The 17,042-nt window shown below is 65.5% G+C and carries 16 protein-coding genes and 2 pseudogenes; 5 read left to right on the top strand and 13 right to left on the bottom strand.

Going from position 1 to position 17,042, the window contains the following annotated elements; genetic code table 11:
* Window positions 1-169 precede the first annotated feature (169 nt).
* From ACQY5A_RS01705 to ACQY5A_RS01690, 4 genes are all read right to left on the bottom strand, one after another.
* Window positions 170-868, bottom strand: a complete 699-nt coding sequence (locus tag ACQY5A_RS01705) for a sirohydrochlorin chelatase (protein ID WP_428338639.1) — start codon at window positions 866-868, stop codon at window positions 170-172.
* A 60-nt stretch (window positions 869-928) separates the two neighbouring features.
* Entirely contained in the window at window positions 929-1,675 is a 747-nt protein-coding gene (locus tag ACQY5A_RS01700) for a phosphoadenylyl-sulfate reductase (RefSeq protein ID WP_428338638.1), read from the bottom strand.
* Window positions 1,672-3,333, bottom strand: coding sequence for a nitrite/sulfite reductase (locus ACQY5A_RS01695; protein WP_428338637.1), 1,662 nt, complete (start codon window positions 3,331-3,333; stop codon window positions 1,672-1,674). Before ACQY5A_RS01695 ends, ACQY5A_RS01700 begins: the two co-directional genes overlap by 4 nt.
* A 113-nt stretch (window positions 3,334-3,446) precedes the next feature.
* Window positions 3,447-3,542 (bottom strand): Ms4527A family Cys-rich leader peptide, encoded by a 96-nt coding sequence (locus ACQY5A_RS01690; protein ID WP_428338636.1) that lies wholly within the window; start codon window positions 3,540-3,542, stop codon window positions 3,447-3,449.
* A 144-nt stretch (window positions 3,543-3,686) separates the two neighbouring features.
* On the opposite strand from ACQY5A_RS01690, the gene hemW reads away from it, so the two are divergent.
* On the top strand, window positions 3,687-4,859 hold the full coding sequence (hemW, locus tag ACQY5A_RS01685) for a radical SAM family heme chaperone HemW (RefSeq protein ID WP_428338635.1): 1,173 nt from the start codon (window positions 3,687-3,689) through the stop codon (window positions 4,857-4,859).
* Between the two features lies 1 nt (window position 4,860).
* Here the strand turns inward: hemW and ACQY5A_RS01680 are convergent.
* Window positions 4,861-6,157 (bottom strand): annotated as a pseudogene (locus ACQY5A_RS01680) (HNH endonuclease).
* Window positions 6,158-6,317: 160 nt separating this feature from the next.
* Here ACQY5A_RS01680 and ACQY5A_RS01675 point away from each other — a divergent pair.
* Together ACQY5A_RS01675 and ACQY5A_RS01670 are read left to right on the top strand one after the other, a co-directional pair.
* The gene (locus tag ACQY5A_RS01675) at window positions 6,318-7,493 is read left to right on the top strand and encodes a cytochrome P450 (protein WP_428338634.1); all 1,176 of its coding nucleotides are present in this window, start codon (window positions 6,318-6,320) and stop codon (window positions 7,491-7,493) included.
* Window positions 7,490-7,681 (top strand): ferredoxin, encoded by a 192-nt coding sequence (locus ACQY5A_RS01670; protein WP_428338633.1) that lies wholly within the window; start codon window positions 7,490-7,492, stop codon window positions 7,679-7,681. The genes ACQY5A_RS01675 and ACQY5A_RS01670 overlap by 4 nt, the downstream gene beginning before the upstream one ends.
* 11 nt (window positions 7,682-7,692) lie before the next feature.
* On the opposite strand, the gene ACQY5A_RS01665 is transcribed toward ACQY5A_RS01670, so the two are convergent.
* Complete coding sequence (locus ACQY5A_RS01665; RefSeq protein ID WP_428338632.1) at window positions 7,693-7,884, bottom strand: hypothetical protein; 192 nt, start codon at window positions 7,882-7,884, stop codon at window positions 7,693-7,695.
* A gap of 192 nt (window positions 7,885-8,076) precedes the next feature.
* On the opposite strand from ACQY5A_RS01665, the pseudogene ACQY5A_RS01660 reads away from it, so the two are divergent.
* Window positions 8,077-9,437 (top strand): annotated as a pseudogene (locus ACQY5A_RS01660) (salicylate synthase).
* Here the strand turns inward: ACQY5A_RS01660 and ACQY5A_RS01655 are convergent.
* From ACQY5A_RS01655 to ACQY5A_RS01630, 6 genes are all read right to left on the bottom strand, one after another.
* Window positions 9,434-10,348, bottom strand: coding sequence for a MerR family transcriptional regulator (locus ACQY5A_RS01655; protein WP_428338631.1), 915 nt, complete (start codon window positions 10,346-10,348; stop codon window positions 9,434-9,436). The pseudogene ACQY5A_RS01660 and the gene ACQY5A_RS01655 sit on opposite strands and share 4 nt — an antisense overlap.
* A gap of 4 nt (window positions 10,349-10,352) precedes the next feature.
* Window positions 10,353-11,852: a flavin-containing monooxygenase gene (locus tag ACQY5A_RS01650; protein ID WP_428338630.1), complete on the bottom strand. Its 1,500-nt coding sequence runs from the start codon at window positions 11,850-11,852 to the stop codon at window positions 10,353-10,355.
* A complete protein-coding gene (locus tag ACQY5A_RS01645; protein ID WP_428338629.1) occupies window positions 11,849-12,769 on the bottom strand; it encodes a ferritin-like domain-containing protein in 921 nt (306 codons plus the stop codon). The genes ACQY5A_RS01650 and ACQY5A_RS01645 overlap by 4 nt, the downstream gene beginning before the upstream one ends.
* Before the next feature lie 25 nt (window positions 12,770-12,794).
* Window positions 12,795-13,643 carry an SDR family NAD(P)-dependent oxidoreductase gene (locus tag ACQY5A_RS01640; protein WP_428338628.1) on the bottom strand — a complete coding sequence of 283 codons (849 nt, stop codon included), beginning with the start codon at window positions 13,641-13,643 and terminating at the stop codon, window positions 12,795-12,797.
* Window positions 13,640-14,629, bottom strand: coding sequence for an alpha/beta hydrolase (locus tag ACQY5A_RS01635; protein WP_428338627.1), 990 nt, complete (start codon window positions 14,627-14,629; stop codon window positions 13,640-13,642). The genes ACQY5A_RS01640 and ACQY5A_RS01635 overlap by 4 nt, the downstream gene beginning before the upstream one ends.
* 195 nt (window positions 14,630-14,824) lie before the next feature.
* On the bottom strand, window positions 14,825-15,694 hold the full coding sequence (locus ACQY5A_RS01630; protein WP_428338625.1) for an LLM class F420-dependent oxidoreductase: 870 nt from the start codon (window positions 15,692-15,694) through the stop codon (window positions 14,825-14,827).
* Window positions 15,695-15,906: 212 nt separating this feature from the next.
* On the opposite strand from ACQY5A_RS01630, the gene ACQY5A_RS01625 reads away from it, so the two are divergent.
* Window positions 15,907-16,146, top strand: a complete 240-nt coding sequence (locus ACQY5A_RS01625; RefSeq protein ID WP_428338645.1) for a hypothetical protein — start codon at window positions 15,907-15,909, stop codon at window positions 16,144-16,146.
* A 108-nt stretch (window positions 16,147-16,254) separates the two neighbouring features.
* Here the strand turns inward: ACQY5A_RS01625 and ACQY5A_RS01620 are convergent, their stop codons facing one another.
* A complete protein-coding gene (locus ACQY5A_RS01620; protein WP_428338624.1) occupies window positions 16,255-17,031 on the bottom strand; it encodes a hypothetical protein in 777 nt (258 codons plus the stop codon).
* Window positions 17,032-17,042 lie beyond the last annotated feature (11 nt).

The raw sequence follows: 17,042 nt of genomic DNA, 5'->3' as shown, positions 1-17,042 counted from the left end.
CAGGCTGACCAACCCGAGCAGGAAGGTGGCTACTGCCCATCTGCTGACAGGCCGATCAGCGGTGGCCTCGTCCGGTACGGGTGGTGGCGATGTCATCGTGATGGCTACCGTAACCTGCCGTTAAGGTTCCATCAATGTCGTCGCAACCATCGGCCCCGGGTGATTCTGGCTAAGCGGCGGCCCGCTGAGCGATCGCCGCGTCGAAGCGTTCCAGCACCGTCTCGGCCACCAGCCGATGCCCACCGAGCGGCGTAGCCATCGGAATACCGTCCACAGCAGCAAATTTCGCGACCCGATCGGTCAGTCGACCGGGGGCCAGGAACCACGGTGCAATAACCACGCGCCGGGCGCCGAGACGGCGCAACTGGTTCGCTCCCTCGGCCGGTGACGGCCCTGCTCCGGTAGCGAACGCCGTTGTCGTGCCGGCCCACTGAGTTCCCGCAAGGAGCTTGTCCGCGACCTGCGCGGTGCCGGCGTTGGCCGCGGCATGCGTCGAGCCGATCGCGACCACCAAGACGCCGAGGTTCGGGTCGCTTTGGTTGACGCCCAGCTCAGCCACCCGCTCGTGCAGCACGTCGACCAGTCGGTCGTCCTCGCCCAGGACGGCGGCCTGTCGAACAGGCAGACCGCAGCTCTCGATCTGATGCGGAATGTCGATTTGCGCGTGGTAAGCGTCAGCGAGCAGGAACGGCGTGACGACCGCGTCCGGGGTGAGGACGTCAACTAGGCGTGGCGTATTCAGGTCGCAGAACGCGACACGCACACGCAAGCCGGGCCGCATGAAGCGAATCCGATTGGCGACGGCCCGGGCATTGGCGGCCGACCGTGGATCTCGACTGCCATGCGCGGCGAGCACCAGGCTGGTCATATGGCGCCGCTCCTCCCGCCTTCTTGAGATCGCACTGTCCTGTTCATCGTCGCCGGCGCGTCACGACGCGTGCAGCCCGCATTCGGTCTTCGACAGCCCCTGCCAGCGACCGCTGCGGGGGTCCGCGCCCTCGACGGGCTTGGCCGTGCACGGCGCGCAGCCGATCGACGGATACCCTTCGTAGACAAGCGGATTGACCAGAACATCGTTGTCGTCGATGTAGGTCTGCATCTCGTCGTCGGACCAGGTGGCCAGCGGGTTGATCTTCACCAAGCCAAAAGCCTCGTCGAAGCTGACCAGCGGCGCGTTGGCGCGGGTCGGCGCTTCAACCCGCCGCAGGCCGGTCACCCAGGCGGAGTAACCGCGCAGCGCCTTCCCCAGCGGGGCGACCTTGCGCATCCGGCAGCACTCAGTGGGCTTACGGGCGAACAAATCTTTGCCATGCAACTCGTCTTGCTCGGCAACGCTGTGCTCCGGCGTGACATTGAGCACCCGGATGTCGTAGACCGCCTCGACCGCGTCGCGCGTGCCGATGGTCTCGACGAAGTGATATCCGGTGTCCAAGAACAGGACCGGCACACCGGGACGGACCTTGGCCGCCAGATCGACCAACACAGCGTCCTGCATGTTCGAGGCCACCACGTAATTGCAGGTCGCGGAGGACCGGGGTCCACCGACGCCGCCGAAGTTCTCGTCAGTCCAGCGCAACAAGTCGGTGGCGCTGGCGCCCTCCAACTCGGCGGCGCCCCTGTCGGCCAATTCGCGTAGTTCGGCTTCGGTCAAGCCGATCGCCTCCTTCGAACTCATCGCAGATCCGCCTCCTCGGCGCGCAGCGCCCAGTTTGCGAACCGCTCGTCGCTGTCGCGCTGCTTGACGAAGTTGCGCACCACGCGATCGATGTAGTCGCCGAGCTCGTCGCTGGTGACCTTGTGCTGGCGCAGCTTTCGCCCGAAACCGCTGTCCAGGCCCAGGCTGCCCCCTAGGTGAACCTGGAATCCTTCGACTGAATTCCCATCACCGTCGTCGACCATCTGACCCTTGAAGCCGATGTCGGCAATCTGAATGCGCGCACACGAGTTCGGGCAGCCGTTGATGTTGACGGTGACCGGCACGTCCAGTTGCGTGTTGAGATCCTCGAGCCGACGCTCCAGCTCGGGCACCAACGACTGCGAACGCACCCGAGTCTCGGCGAATGACAACTTGCAGTACTCGATTCCGGTGCACGCCATGAGGTTTCGACGCCAGTGCGACGGCCGCGACGGCAGCCCCAGCGCATCGAGCCCGGCGACCAGTTCGTCGAGCTTGTCGTCGGCGACGTCGAGGATGATCAGCTTCTGGTACGGGGTGAAGCTGACCTTCTGCGATCCGGCCTTTTCGGCCAGGTCGGCGACCGCGGCCAGGATCGTGCCGGACACCCGACCGGCGATCGGCGCGACACCAACGGCATTGAGCCCGTTCTTCAGACGCTGCACGCCGACGTGGTCAATCGGGCGGGCGAGCGGTTCGGGCGCCGGGCCGTCGATGAGTTTGCGTTTGAGGTACTCGGTTTCGAGCACCTCGCGGAACTTCTCGATGCCCCAGTCTTTGATGAGGAACTTGAGCCGGGCCTTGGCCCGCAGGCGCCGGTAGCCGTAGTCGCGGAACAGCGACGTGACGGCCTCCCACACATCGGGGACCTCGTCGAGGGGCACCCACGCGCCAACCCGTTGCGCGAGCATCGGATTCGTGGACAGCCCACCACCGACCCACAGGTCCAGGCCAGGACCGTGCTCAGGGTGATTGACTCCGATGAACGCGATGTCGTTGATCTCATGAGCGACGTCCTGCAGGCCTGAGATCGCGGTCTTGTACTTACGCGGCAGGTTGGAGAACTCCGGGTTGCCGATGTAGCGACGGACGATCTCGTCCACCGCCGGAGTGGGGTCGAGCACCTCGTCGACGGAGAGGCCGGCCAGCGGTGAGCCCAGCACGACACGTGGGCAGTCCCCGCACGCCTCCGTGGTCTGCAGTCCTACGGTGGCCAGTCGTTCCCAGATCTTCGGAACGTCCTCGATCTGGATCCAGTGGTACTGAACGTTCTCCCGGTCGGAGATGTCCGCGGTGTCGCGCGCGAACTCGATCGAAACCTCGCCGAGTGTTCGCAGCGCCGCGGTGGAGATGGCCCCTCCGTCGCAGCGCACCCGCATCATGAAGTACTTGGCCTCGAGCAGGTCGATGTTCTCGTCGCCGGTGAAGCTCCCGTCGTATCCCTGTTCGCGCTGGGTGTAGAGCCCCGCCCAGCGCATCCGCCCACGCAGGTCGTTCTTCTCGATGCTGTCGAAACCGGTATTGGAGTACTGGTTGATGATCCGGTCGCGCACGTTGAGCGCGTCGTCGTCCTGCTTGAACTGCTCGTTGGGGTTGAGCGGCTCGCGCTCACCGAGCGCCCACTGGCCTTGGCTCTTGGTGGGGCGGGGTGACGTCATCGGCGATCTCCTCAAGTGGAGTAGCCGGCGCGGAACGCGCAAACCACCGGGGGCTGTACCGGCGGCGCAGATCCGGAAGCCAGCTGAAGGTGCAGGTAGGCGGGTCTACGAAGTCAAGCCGGACAGCAACAGCTGCATACGCGCTTGAAGTCAACATGACGGCGCGCCACCAAAGGGGTACGAATCTGGCTGTGGTGGGCAACGGTCACCTGACCATTGTGCCACGGATATCGCCTGCCTCTGCTACCAGGGTCAAGTTTCGCTCACGATGAGCGAAACTCGCCCGCGTGGCCGGGACGTGCCGCCCGACGTCCCGGGTGGAGGTCGGGCCGGTCCTGCGGAATATTGATGGCGTGACGGCATCCTCTGCGCCGGTCGGACTTCCCGATCTGCAGCTCAGCCCGGGCGGGCCATTCGGCATCTACGTGCACGTGCCGTTCTGCTTCATCCGCTGCGGGTACTGCGACTTCAACACCTACACACCGGCCGAGCTGGGCGGGGTGAACCCGGATGGATGGCTGCAGATGCTGGCCGCAGAGCTCGAGTTGGCCGCCGCCAAGATGGGCGGACCGACCGTGCAGACCGTATTCATCGGTGGCGGGACGCCCTCGCTGCTCGGCGGTGAGCGTCTGGCCCAGGTGATGAAGTCGGTGCGGGACAACTTCGAGCTGGCCGCCGATGTGGAGGTGACGACCGAGGCCAACCCGGAGTCGGCGTGGCCGGACTTTTTCGCCGCTGCTCGCGCCGCCGGCTGCACCAGGGTGTCGCTGGGCATGCAGTCGGTGGCACCGCATGTGCTGGGCGTTCTCGACCGGATCCACACGCCGAACCGGTCGGCGGCGGCGGCCCGCGAGGCGCTGGCCGAAGGATTCGAACACGTCAGCCTCGACCTCATCTACGGCACACCGGGGGAGTCCGACGACGATCTGCTGTGGTCCGTCGAGACCGCGATCGAGACCGGCGTCGACCACATATCCGCCTACGCGCTCGTAGTCGAAGAGGGCACCGCAATGGCGCGCCGTGTCCGCAGCGGCGAGCTGGCCGCCCCGGACGACGACGTGCTTGCCCGCCGCTATGAGTTGTTGGACGAGCAGCTCTCCCAAGCCGGCCTCGATTGGTATGAGGTGTCGAACTGGAGCCGCCCGGGCGGGCAGTGCCGACACAATCTGGGCTACTGGGACGGCGGTCAGTGGTGGGGCGCCGGCCCGGGCGCGCACAGTTTTGTCGGGCAGACGCGCTGGTGGAATGTCAAGCACCCCAACGCTTATGCCCAGATTCTGGGCGACGCGACGTTGCCGGTCGCCGGGCTCGAGCAGCTGGACGCCACCACCCGTCACACCGAGGACGTGCTCTTGCGGATCCGGCTGCGTCAGGGTCTGCGCGCTGACCTGCTGGACCAGGCCGAGCGCGAGCGCGCCGACGTCGCCATCGAGGACGGCTTGTTGCTACGCGAAGGCGAGCGGTTCGTACTCACCGACCGGGGACGGCTGCTGGCCGACGGGGTCGTCCGCAACCTGCTGGGGTGAGCTAGGCGGCGTGCTGTGCCAGCGCGATGCCAACGCTCACTTCGAGTTCACTGATCACCAACGTCGCCGCGCGCGGCGGCGCCGTTGACCGGTGCTGCTCGCCGGTAGGGGTGGTGTATTGCGCTGTGTGTCTTCCGGTTTCGTCAACATGCGTGCGGACCTGCCAGCCGGCGGCCTCTTTGACGTAGTTGCAGCGCTCACACAGTCCCAGTCCGTTGGCGGCTGTGGTCGGCCCACCGCGGGCGCGCGGCGTGGCATGGTCGCGATGCCGGATCGGCGCGTCGCAGTACGGCGTGCGACATCGCTCGTCGCGCAGCTCGATGAACGTGGCCAACCCGTTCGGAAAGCTCCGGGCCCTCGACTCCATGGCTACCAGCGCACCGGACCGAGGGTGGGCGTAAAGCCGCCGCAGCGTCGCACGCGACTTTGAGTCAGAAGCCGCGGCTGACAACAACTTTCGGGCCACTTCGGCGGGGATCGGGCCATAGCCGCTGATGCTCGCCGGCGTGGTGTCATCGCCCAGCAGCGTGCGGTCCGAGAGCACCAGGTTGACAGCGATCGGCGTCGGCGTCGCGGCACTGCGACCGGTGACGCGTTCCACGAGAGTGTCGGCCATGATCTGCCCGCGAGATCTGTCGTCGAACGTGGTGTCCGCCGCGCGGCGAAGTGCCGCGTACACCGAGACACCCTGCGCGACAGGCAAAAGGGCGGTCAGATAGGTCATGGTGTCGGGGGCGGGCCGAATGGTCACCGTCCGTTCGGTTTCGGCCTTGGCGGCCCGGTCGACGACCGCGTGTGGATCGAGCCGGTAGGCGATTGCTTTCGCCGCGGCTGCCAAACGGGCATCGCCCATGCCCCGCAGCCCCGCTTGGTCGCCACACAATTCGGCATCCAAAACCCGCCGGTCATCGATGTCCAAGCACGCGCTTTCGCGCACGATCAAGGTGGCCCGCCACTCCGTGAGCACGCCTCCTTCCAGCGCGGCCAGGGTGTGCGGCATCTCATGCACTAAAGCTTTCGCGAATCCTAGGTGCCGATTACCCCGGGCGGGCGAATCGAGTCGGGCCAGTGCGACCTCGCTGGCGACGCCGCGTCCTTGCCGAGCGGCCGGCATGCCCGTTGCTGCCTCCGCGCTACGTCGGGCGGCATCGGCCGCCGGCACCCGCGGGGTCCAAAGCTGCCGCCGCTCGCGCTTGACCCGCGGCTGCGGCAGCTTTGATCCCTTCCAGCTCGGCAATGCGCTCGACCAGCACGGACTCGTCGGCGGTGGGGTCGACCGACATCAGGAATTCGAACATACATTCGACAATAGCTGATACCTCCGACCGCGTTGATTCTTGTCATCTCCCAAGACATCCGACAAGCCGCGCAAACCCGCGAGCGTCCCGCGAAAACCCGGCCCGGTAATAAGCGCGGAACCACATCCCGGAGCAGACGCATGGTGTCAGTCTGAACCGCATGACAGAAGCCGAAGGGTATGTCGACCAGGCAATGGCAGGCGTCGCCGAGCCACAGCCCATGTACAAAGCGTTGCGCGAATCCACACCGGTGTTCCGGTCGCCGCAGGCGGTCGTGCTCAGCCGGCTGACAGACATCGAAATGGCGCTCAAGCGCACCGAGTTGTTCTCCTCGAGCATGGATGCTGTCGACCTGGGCAACATCCGGCCGCTGATTCCCCTGCAGATCGATCCGCCAGAGCATGCGAAATACCGACGCATCCTCGATCCGCTGTTCACGCCGCGTGAGATGGCGCGGCGAGAACCACGCGTCACCGAGCTGGTCAACGACATGATCGACCGCTTCGCCGATCGCGGCGAATGCGACTTCCATGAGGAATTCGCCGTGCCGCTGCCATGCACCGTCTTTCTGCAGTTACTCGGCCTGCCGTTGGAGGATCTGGACAAATTCCTCGAGTGGAAGGACGGCGTGATCCGCCCGGAGGGCGACTCGGGATACGACCGCAGCCACGAGAACATGGCACCTGCGGCCCAGCAGATCTACGACTATTTCGAGCGTGCCATCGACGACCACATCGCCGACCCGCGCGACGACGTGCTGTCCTCGCTGATCGCCGCGAGGATCGAGGGAGAGCCGCTGACCCGCGAGGAGATCCTCGACATCTGCTTCCTGTTTCTGATCGCCGGGCTGGATACGGTGACGGATTCCCTTGACTGCTTCTTCGTGTATCTGGCCCGCCACCCCGAACATCGTCACCAGCTCATCGAGCAGCCCGACGTTTTGCCGAGCGCCATCGAGGAGTTATTACGCTGGGAGACACCGGTTCCCGGAGTGGTGCGGGTCGCCACCGAAGATGTCGAGGTGGGCGGTTGCCCGATCAGCAAGGGCGAGCGGGTCAGCCCGTTGCTCGGCGCCGCGAACACCGACCCTGCCGAGTTCCCCGATCCAGATCTCGTCGATTTTCGTCGAAACCCGAACCGGCATCGCGCCTTTGGTGGCGGTCCGCACCGGTGTCTCGGGTCTCACCTGGCTCGGATGGAGCTGCGGGTAGCGCTGCGCGAATTCCACCGCCGCATACCCGATTACGAGATCAAGCCTGGCACCCAGCTGGCGTATACGGCAGCGTTGCGCTCAGTGGAATCGCTGCCGCTGACGTTCCCGGTCCCCGTGCCATGACCAGGGTGATTGTCGACGCAGATCGTTGCGTCGGCCACGGGCGTTGCTACACCTTGGCGCCGGAGGTCTTCGATGCCGACGAGGCTGGGCACGCGATCGTGCTTGCCGAGGATGTCTCCGGTGACCTCGAGGCGCCCGCGGAGGATGCCGAGAAGAACTGCCCCGAGGGTGCGATCAGCCTGGCCTAGTGGGGATGTTCCTACCGCCGTACCCCCGGCTCCTTGACCCGCTGCGTTACCCACGCCCACGCCGACGGTGAGTAGTGCGTGGTGACGTCCTCGAACCCGTCGACCCGGTGCACGCTCAGGACGCCGGTGTTCTCATTGACAGTCAGCGCGTCGTTTGCGGACCCGCGGATTTCCTCGCCGTCACGCAGTCGGATAACGAACACAGTGCTGTCCTCTCGTTGGCGGCGGTTTCGGTCAACCCGCCGCAGGGGCTGGACCCATCGTGCGGCCAGGGCATGAACGCGCGGTAACGATGCCCTAGAAAAGCGTGGTGGCCAGCGCAAGGGACGTCGAGCACAGGAGTTCGACAACCGGACTTGCCCTCCCGTTCATAGGTTAGGCTAAATTTACTAGCCGTGACCCAAGTTGGTGTCGAGACCAATCCGGCAGGCGCCGCTTCGTGGTCGTTTCCGCTGCCGGCCGGCATCGCTCCCGCGGACCTGGCGGCCGAATTGGTCGCTGGGTTGGCCGAGGCCGACGGCGAGGAATATCTGCTCTGCGAGCGCGACGGACAATGGGTGCTCGCCATCGGCGCGCTGGCGATCGTCGAGCTGGACAGCGACGAGCTACGCATCATCGAGGGCGGCATCACTCAGCGACAGAGGTGGTCGGGCCGGCCCGGGCCGGTGCTCGGTGAGGCCGTCGATCGCCTGCTGTTGGAAACCGCCGAGGCTTTCGGCTGGATCGCCTTCGAGTTCGGGGCATATCGGTTCGGCCTGCAGGAGCGTCTGGCGCCGCAGACTCCGCTGGCGCGGGTGTTCTGGCCGCGCACCCGCATCGTCGTTTCCGCCGATGCCGTCGCGTTGTTCGACGCCGACAACCGCCACGTCGACCACGTGAGCCGGCTACTCGACGCCGGTGTGCCGCCGCTGCCAACGTCTTCGACAGTCGACGTGTGCTCCGACACCTCCGACTACCGTGCCCGGGTGAGCGCCGCGATCGAAGAGATCACCGCGGGGGATTACCACAAGGTGATCTTGTCGCGCTGCGTCAATGTGCCTTTCTCACTGGATTTTCCGTCGACCTACGGGTGGGGCGCCGCCACAACACTCCGGCGCGCTCATTTCTGTTGCGCCTCGGCGGATTTCGGGCTCTGGGCTACAGTCCGGAGTTGGTGGCCGCAGTGCACCACGACGGCCTGGTGGTGACCGAACCGCTGGCCGGCACCCGCGGAATGGGCCGAGGCGCCGAGCTGGACCGTGATGCCCGGGAGGACCTGGAGTCCAATACCAAAGAGATTGTCGAGCACGGGATGTCGGTGCGCAGCTCGGTGCAGGAGATCGACGAGGTCGCCGAACCCGGTAGCTCCGCCGTGGTGGATTTCATGACTGTGCGCGAACGCGGCAGCGTGCAGCACCTCGGCTCGACGGTCACCGGGCGACTCCACCCGTCCAAGAACCGGATGGACGTGCTGGAGACGCTGTTCCCCGCGGTAACCGCTTCGGGCATTCCCAAGGCGGCGAGCGTCGACGCCATCCTGCGTCTCGACGATTGTCCACGCCAGCTGTATTCCGGTGCGGTGGTCAGATTTTCGGCCGACGGCGGTCTCGATGCGGCGCTGACGCTTCGGACCGTCTACGAGCGCGACGGCCGCACCTGGCTGCGCGCCGGCGCGGGCATCATCGCCGCGTCCGATCCCGACCGGGAATTCGAGGAGACCTGCGAGAAGCTGGCCACGTTGGCGCCGTATCTGGTTGCGCGCCGCGAGACGTCCTAGCCGACGTCGGCCTCAGGGGTCTGCTCCAGATATTCGGCCAGGATCTGGCTGACCAACGATTCGATCGTCGTTTCGATCGACGACGCCAAGGTGGCGGTCACCGACGCCACCGCCTGAGTCCGGAAACGCACCAGCATGGTGATCAGTTCGGCGATTTCGGTGTCGGCGGGCAGGCCTTCCCCGGGTTTGATCCGGTCGCGGACGTGCTCGGCCCCGGTGCGCACCAGCATCTCGCTGATCTGGTCGATCAGCGGAATGATGTTCTCGTGCAGGTCGATCATCTTGTCCAGGCCCAGACCGTAGCCGCGGATCTCGTTGAACGCCTCGATCAGTTTCGGGCGGGTGATGGTGGCCTGCCCGTCGTCGACGTGAATCACTCCCAGGCCCACCAGACGGTCGAAAGCCTTGACGTCGTTGATGAGTCGCTGCGCTTCGGCCACCGGCATGGTCTGGGACTTCTCGCTGGTCCAGGTGCCGACGATGGCCGTCTCCAGGCCGAGTACGTCGCCGAGATCCTTGCCTTCCTCCCAGGCGCTGAGCATTTCGCGAACGTGCGCGATGTTGTATCCGCGGTCGAGCATCGATGTGATCAGTCGCAACCGGGTCAGGTGGGTGTCGTTGAACAGCGCGATCCGACCGACCCGCAGCGGGGGCGGCATCAGCCCACGGTCGCGGTAGACCCGAATGTTGCGGGTGGTCGTGCCGGCCAGCCGGGCCAGGTCTTCGATGCGGTACTCCCCGGAGCCCGGCGCGCCGTGGGGATAGCGGACCGCCGCATCGAACAACTGCGAGACCGCGTTCTCGACGACCTCCCGCGATTGGCGGCGAACACGTTTCGGCACGCGCCGCAGATTCGCCAGAACACCGGCAATGGTGCCGGTTTCGGCGCGGGGCGGTCGGTCGGGCGTCATGGTGTCAGGCGGTCGAGCTCACGCGTACGGCGGCATGTTCAGCCGCCTGGTAGTCGGCGTACTGGAAATCCCTCATCTGTCGAAGATACTGGGTGGCGAACCCGGGATACATCGACACGTTGCGGCCGTCTTTGGTCAGGTACCAACTGCTGCAGCCCGACATCCAGGTCGTCTTGGTGAGGCGCTTCTGGATCCGTTTGTTGTAGCGCTGCTGCACATCCTGGCGGACATCGAGGTAGCGCAACTCGTTGTCGAGAATGGTGGTGATGCCGCGGACGGCGTAGTCGAGTTGACCTTCGATGTAGACCAGCAGCGAGTTGTGGCCCGGACCAGAGTTCGGGCCGGTCATGAAGAACAGGTTCGGGTAGCCGTGCGCGCTGGCACTCTTGTAAGCCTGTGCCCCATCGGTCCATTCGTCGCTCAGCGAACGTCCGTCCAGACCGGTGACCGGAAATGGTGGGCCGGTCAGGTGCACGTCGTAGCCGGTGGCGAAGACGATGCAGTCCACGTGGTGCTCGATGCCATCGCTGGTGCGCAGACCCACCGGGCTCAACGTCGCTATGGGCCAGTCGATCAGCTTGCAGTTGTCGCGCTGCAGTGCGGGGTAGTAGTCGCTGGATACCAGCATCCGCTTGCAGCCCGGCGTGAAGTCGGGGGTCAGCTGGCGGCGCAGCCACGGGTCCTTGACCTGACGGTTGAGGTGCATCTTGCCGAGCCGGGCCACCACGGACGTCAGCGGCGTGTTCCACACCAGCGCCGTCGCGCTGGCCTCATGGCCCCAGTACAGTGCCTGACGCGCAAGCTGTTGCACCGCAGGGGCTTTGGCGAAGGCCGTCTGGACGGCGGGCGGCGTCGCGAAATCGAGGCGGGGAAGCACCCAGCCCGGGGTGCGCTGGAACACCTTCACGAACTCGGCCTGCTTGACCAGTTCGGGGATGATCTGGATCGCGCTGGCGCCGGTGCCGATGACACCGACCCGCTTGCCGGCGAAGTCGTAATCCTGGTCCCACCGGGCACTGTGAATCTTGTGGCCTGCATAGGTGTCGATACCCCGCATGTCGGGGAAGCTGGAATCAGGCAGCGGCCCGGACGCCAGGATCACCGTGCGGGCGCGAAAACGCCTGCGGCCGGCCGTGGTTGCGGTCCAAGTGCCGGCGTCGGAGTCGAACGACAGTCCGGTGACTTCCTGACCGAACTCGATACGGCGCCGGATGTCGAACCGATCGGCCATGTCCTCGATGTGGTTGCGGATCTCCTCGGCGGCCGAATAGGTCCGCGACCAGGTCGGGTTCTTGACGAACGAGAACGAATACAGCAGCGATGGGATGTCACAGCTGGCGCCCGGATAACTGGTGTCCCGCCAGGTTCCGCCGACACGGTCGCTGCGCTCCAGAATGACGACGTCCTCGACGCCGGCGTGGGCCAGCTTGATCGCCGCGCCGAGGCCGCTGAATCCCGCTCCGACGATCAGCGTCGCGTAGGTGTGGGTCTTCGCCATGATCACGCCGCCGGCTCGTGAGTGACTTCGCGAACCCAGCTCGGCACCGAGGGCAGCATGGGGCGTGGATACCGGTCGGAAAGCCACACCATCGAATTCGCCAGCAGGTGGTACGGGTGGCGTGGATTGGTGACCACGCCGGCGTAGCGCCTCAGGAACCGGTATGTCGGCACCCGATTGGTGTGCTCGCCGCGGTCGCCGAGTTCTTTGAATCGCTTCACGGACCGGTAAAGCCGCTCGGGTTCCATGCCCATGCCGATGATCTCGTTGCGGATCCGGTTGATCAGCGGAGCTCCCATGATCGCCCCGATGATGAGACCCGGAGTGGCGTTGTGACCGACGAAGTCGATCAGTAATCGACGGATCTTCGCGTGCCCGATCATGTCCAGGACTTCGAAATCGACGACCAGATGGCGTGATTCGTCGTTGTTGATTTTCTCGAACACCTGGTGGCAGACGGGGTCGTGCACTTCGTCGAGAAGGAACTTCAACAGCGCGCCGTCCAGCGCGACTTCGAGCATCGGAATGACGGTGCCGAGTAGCGACAGCGGCATGTCGTCGGCCCAACGGTCCAGCCAGTCGATGGCCAGGCGGATGTTCACGTTCGGCTCGGGAATCTCACCATCGCTAAGCATGCCCCAGCGTTTCATCAGCGCCAGTTCGGCATTGGCGTGCCGCTGTTCTTCGGCGTGGAAATACCGATAGATCTCGCCGATAGTCGGCGTGGGTGCCTTCTTCGCCAGCGCGGCGAAGCCGCGCGCGCCGATGTTCTCGATCCAGCACAGGTCGGCCATGAACGCCTTGAGCTTTGGACGCTGCTCGTCGCTGATCATCTCGGCACCCGATGCATCCCAGTCGATGTCGGCCAGCGCCCATTGGCGGTCTTTGATCTTGGCCAGCATTGCTTCCATGTCGATACTCATCGAATCCTCCTTTGAACGCGATTCATCACAGCGGGGCGGCCCTGAGCGCCAGGCCGATAGCGCGGGTGTAGGTACCAGGCATGAAACGTTTGATGCCCCAGCCGATCTTGGCTTCGAGTTGTGGCATGCAGTAGAGGTCGCCGCGGTCGTGGGCATCGAGGCAGGTTTGCGCCACTTTCTGCGCCGACACTCCGGTCCAGCGCATGATCTTGTGGGCTAATTGATTCGTCTCGCTCGAGATACGACCGGCATCGAGGATGTTGGTCTTGACGAAGGTGGGGCACAGAGCGGTGACTTTCACCCCGCTGCCGGACAATTCGGCGGCCAGCGTCTCCGAGAGCGACAGCGCACCGGCCTTGCTGACGTTGTAGGCCGCCATGCTGGGCGCGGCGCCGAACGCCGCGGCCGACGCGACGTTGATGATGCCGCGCGGCGCGTCCGACGGGTCGGCCGCGCGCAGAATCGGCGCGAAGACATGACAGCCGTGAATGGGTCCCCACAGGTTGATGCCCAGCACCCACTGCCAGTCCTCGATGGGGAGTTCGCCGATCGGGGCGCCGCCGGAGCCGACGCCAGCGTTGTTGATCACCAGCGAAGGCGCGGCGCCGAACCATGACTGCGACTGTGCGGCCAGATCGACAACATCGTCGAGTTGGGTTACGTCGCAGGCGATCGCGACGGCGTGGCCGCCGCGGTCGGTGATCGCGGTGACTGTGCGCTTCGCCGCGACCTCGTCGATGTCGCTGCAGACAACGCGGCCGCCGCGCTCGGCCAACTCGACGGCGAACGCGGCGCCGATCCCGCTGCCCGCACCGGTCACCACCGCGCGCGCGTGGTGGCTGACCTTGGGTGATTTGCCGAACGGCCCGATCATGCGCAGCCCGCCTTTCCGGTGAGGTTCTCGATGTTGTTGTCGCTCAACGCGACGCCGATGAATGTCGCGGCCTGCGCCATCGCCTTCGTGGCTTCGGGCGCCAGCCGGGGCAGCGCCTGAAACACATGCACCTGGTCGGGCCACACCTGGAGCGTGCAACGGCCACCGCCGGTGCGGATGTCGGCGGCCAGGTGCCGCGCGTCGGCGAGCAGGAATTCGGCGCCGCCGGCCTGAATGAGCGTGGGCGGAAGCGACGGACCGTCGGCGACATCGAGTTTCAGGCGCGGATGCGCGGGATCCACGCCTCGGGTGTACAGCCGGACCAGGCGGGCCGCGTCGGCGGCCCGAATCGCTGGGTCGCGGCGCAAATCTTCACGCGCACGGGCAAGTTCGAGCGTGAGGTCGATCAGCGGCGAGAACAGCACCAGCGCGGCCGGGCCACGGGTAGCCACGTCGGTCTGCAGCAGCAAGTCCACTGACAGATGGCCACCGGCCGAATCACCGGCGATTGCAATGCGATCCGCAGGCACTTGGGCGGTGAGCCAGTCCCAGCCCGCGCGCACGTCGTCGGCCGCGGTGGGGAAGCGGTGTCGAGGCGCCAACCGATAGTCGACGGTGAACACCGGCAGCCCGGTCAGCCGGGACAGCCACGAGGTCAACCGGCGGTGCGTTCGCGGCGAACACAACGCAAAGCCGCTGCCGTGCACGAAGTAGATGGCGCCCCGGCTCGTCGAGACACCGGGGGCGCGCACCCACTCACCGACTACGCGACGTCCGTCGTGTTGCACGTCAATGTGCTCGATGTGGGTCCCGGCCAGTGAAGGTCCGAAGGTATCCATGACGCCTGCGATGATCCGCCGGGATACCCACAAGGCCCAGGCCTGCTCGGGCGGTAGCACCGTGCTGAGCTGTCGCAATGTCGCCAAGCTCACCAGGGCTGCAGAACGTGATCGCAGCGATCCGCGGGTCGGCACTGACTCCGTCATTCGACAGAGTCAACATCAAATGGTGACATTCGTCAATGGCAATGTGCGGGTTCTACGGACCGACTCCCACTACTGACCGTCCCAACGACGACACCGCGCCTTTGCGCAAACAGTGCGGCCACAAAATTCTGAGGCCCGATGATGATCAGTGGCGCTCACCCGCGAACGACGAGTTTACTGACACGTATTGCCGTGTCAGAGGGCATGGATGCCGGGAGTTACGAGATCACCAACGCGGTGGACCCACGCAGGTAGGTCAGGTTGGTTGGAGCCGATCCACACCTGGGTGATGCCGAGGTCGGCGTAGGCGTGCATGGTGTCGATGAATGCGTCGGTATCGATCAGTGGATCGGTACCGGTGATGATCGTCTTGGTGATGTCGGCGGGGTCGCGTCCGGCGTCGTGGCAGTGCCGCGCCAGAATATCGAGTTTGGCAGCGATGACCTCGGGGCCGGCGTCGAACAGGTTGCAGGCGTTCGCGTGGCGTGCGACGAGGCGCAGGGTCTTCTTTTCTCCCATTCCGCCGATCAGTATCGGTGGGCCTCCGGGCTGCAAAGGCTGCGGTTGGCAGAGGGTTTCAGCTAGTTGGTAGTACTGGCCGCGGAAGGGGCCGTCGTCTGGGCTCCACATCTGGCGACAAATTTGCAGCGCTTCCTCGAGGCGATCGAACCGCTCGGGCACGGGCGGGAAGGGCACACCAAGGCCGGTGTGTTCGCGTTCGTACCAGGCAGCACCGATGCCGAGCAGCGCGCGCCCGTTGGAAAGGACGTCAAGGGTGGCAAGCGTCTTGGCCAGAAGTCCGGGATGGCGGTAGGTCACACCGGTCACTAGCATCCCGAGTTGCAGGCGTTCGGTGTGCCCGGCGAGGAACCCGAGTGTCGTGTAGCCCTCCAGCATGGGGTCGGTGGCCGGCGCCGTCGCCTCCATTTGGAAGTAGTGGTCCATCAGCGTGAGTGTGGTGAAGCCAGTCTGCTCGGCGGCCCGGGCGGTGGCGGCGAGCCCGGAAGCGATGCCAGCGGGGGAGCCGAAGGTGGTGAAGTCGGCGATGTGCAAACCTAGTTTCATGCGGGTCAGTCCTCTGTCGTGTGGTCGTGGGGGGGTTTGGTGCTCCGCCGGTGATCGTCAGCGCACCGTGCTGGCAGCGGCGTAGTCACGACGCGCCCCGATCACGCCGTTGCGCATTGTGCGATCCATGCCCGACCGCCGACGACGTGCATTGTTTCTATACCAACCTGCTAGTCGGACTATCGGCGGATCTATCCGCAAAATAGGACGCGATTCGTCAGGCGCAGCGCGACGGTTTGGTGTCCCCGGACATCGAACCGGCCGACGTGTACGCCACCGTGGTCGCACTGTCGATGACATGGTCGCCGGCCAGTTTGACCACTGCCGCGGCTCTCGAGGACAGCCAAGCCGAGCACGACCGCCGTCGGGCCGCGCTAGCGGCGATCACCGACCGCGCATTCCGGGGTGCACCAACGACATCGTCGAATCATGTGCTATCGGTCAAGCTTTGATAATCGTCGCGGCCAGCGACCTGGAACCCGCCGGCTAACTGGTACTTAGTCGAATCTGCGACGGGGTGCCGGCCGCAGCAGACTCAAACAATCATCTGCGCGATCCCGTCAGAACAGACTGGTCAGCCAGGAGCCATCCAGGAAGTCCGTGAGGAACGAGCCATCCGGGGCCGAGCCGCCGAACAGGTCGGCCGCGGCGCTGGTGGCCGCGGGGGTGAGCCCCGTGATGTCGGTGAGCCCGTTGGTTTCGGTAGCATCCGCGGTCAGGCCACCGAAGGCGACGGCGAGGTCGTTGTTGGCGAACCCGGCGAAAGCGTTGCTGCTAGTGCCGAGACCGATCGCAATATCGTTGCTGCCGTCTTCGGCAGAAACGATGCTGGGGGTGCCGTCGGCGAAGGCAATATCGTTGTTGCCGAATTCGGCTTGGGCGATGCTGTTCATGCCGATGGCGCTGGCGAAGTCGTTGTTGCCGTCGGCTGTGGCCGAGGTGTTGTCGCCGAAGGCGCTGGCGGAGTCGTAGTTGCCGCCCGTGGCGAACGTGGAGCTATTCACGCCGTCGGCGAACGAGGAGTTGAAGAGTCCGCCAGTGGCGCCGGCGTTGCTACCGTCGCCGTCGGCGAACGCGAAGTCGAAATTCCCGGCGGTGCCGGAGTTGACGGTCGCGGTGCCGAAGTCGAAGTTCATCCCGTCGAACCCGATCGCGAAATTATTCGGATCGAATGCCGCCGCTGGGTCGGCAAAAAGCGTCCCCGCGGCCGCGTCCGCCGCCACCGCCGCGACCGATGGGTCGGCAGAAGCGGTCCCCGCCGTCGCGACCACCACCGCCCCGATGCCCAGCCCTAATGCCAGCCCCCCGACGCGGCCTATATACCTGGCAGATCCCATGACGAAAACCT

It is taken from the genome of Mycobacterium sp., assembly GCF_965277065.1.
Classification (GTDB): Bacteria; Actinomycetota; Actinomycetes; order Mycobacteriales; family Mycobacteriaceae; genus Mycobacterium.
The sequence above is the reverse complement of the archived record's forward strand: the minus strand, read 5'-3'. Positions and strand labels throughout refer to the sequence as shown.